This is a genomic window from Gemella sp. GH3, from assembly GCF_013415425.1.
Classification (GTDB): Bacteria; Bacillota; Bacilli; order Staphylococcales; family Gemellaceae; genus Gemelliphila.
Genome location: NZ_JACBYC010000187.1, coordinates 1 through 517, shown reverse-complemented (window position 1 = coordinate 517; position 517 = coordinate 1). Strand labels below are relative to the sequence as shown.

Genomic DNA, 517 nt, shown 5'->3' with positions numbered 1-517 from the left:
CTACTAGAGTTAGAATCACTAATTGATTGAGAATTTGATGTTGAATCGCTGTTTGAAAGCGATACGCTCGTCGATGTCGAATCACTTAAGGAATCTGATGTTGATGTACTTAGTGATTCTGAGCTACTCATTGATGTTGAAGCACTGATTGATTCTGAAGCCAAGTATGATGGTAAATCAAATTCTGGCAACGATGTGCTAGTCGGTTCAACCATAGAGGATGAGAATTGACTCTTAGATGATATTGACTCACTTTCTGATTCAGATGTACTCATACTTGTTGAATTGCTAATTGAAGTGCTTGTGCTTATAGATGTACTTCCTGAGGTAGAATCACTTAATGAGCCTGATGTACTGTCACTTAGTGATGTACTAGTACTTAATGATGTTGATGTTGAGTCACTTAGTGACTCGCTTTCACTGTTTGAAGCACTCATTGAAGTACTTGTACTGTCTGAGTTACTTAGACTTGTGGATGCACTGTCGCTTGTTGATGTTGATGTGCTCTCTGAGTCTG

1 protein-coding gene and 1 pseudogene are annotated in these 517 nt (G+C 38.7%); one reads left to right on the top strand and one right to left on the bottom strand.

Annotated elements, in window-relative coordinates; all coding sequences use genetic code 11:
• On the bottom strand, positions 1-275 hold a 275-nt coding region (locus tag HZY83_RS08285), incomplete at its 3' end, for a hypothetical protein (RefSeq protein WP_218925366.1).
• A gap of 28 nt (positions 276-303) precedes the next feature.
• Here HZY83_RS08285 and HZY83_RS08280 point away from each other — a divergent pair.
• A pseudogene (locus HZY83_RS08280) lies at positions 304-517 on the top strand (hypothetical protein); the annotation flags it as partial.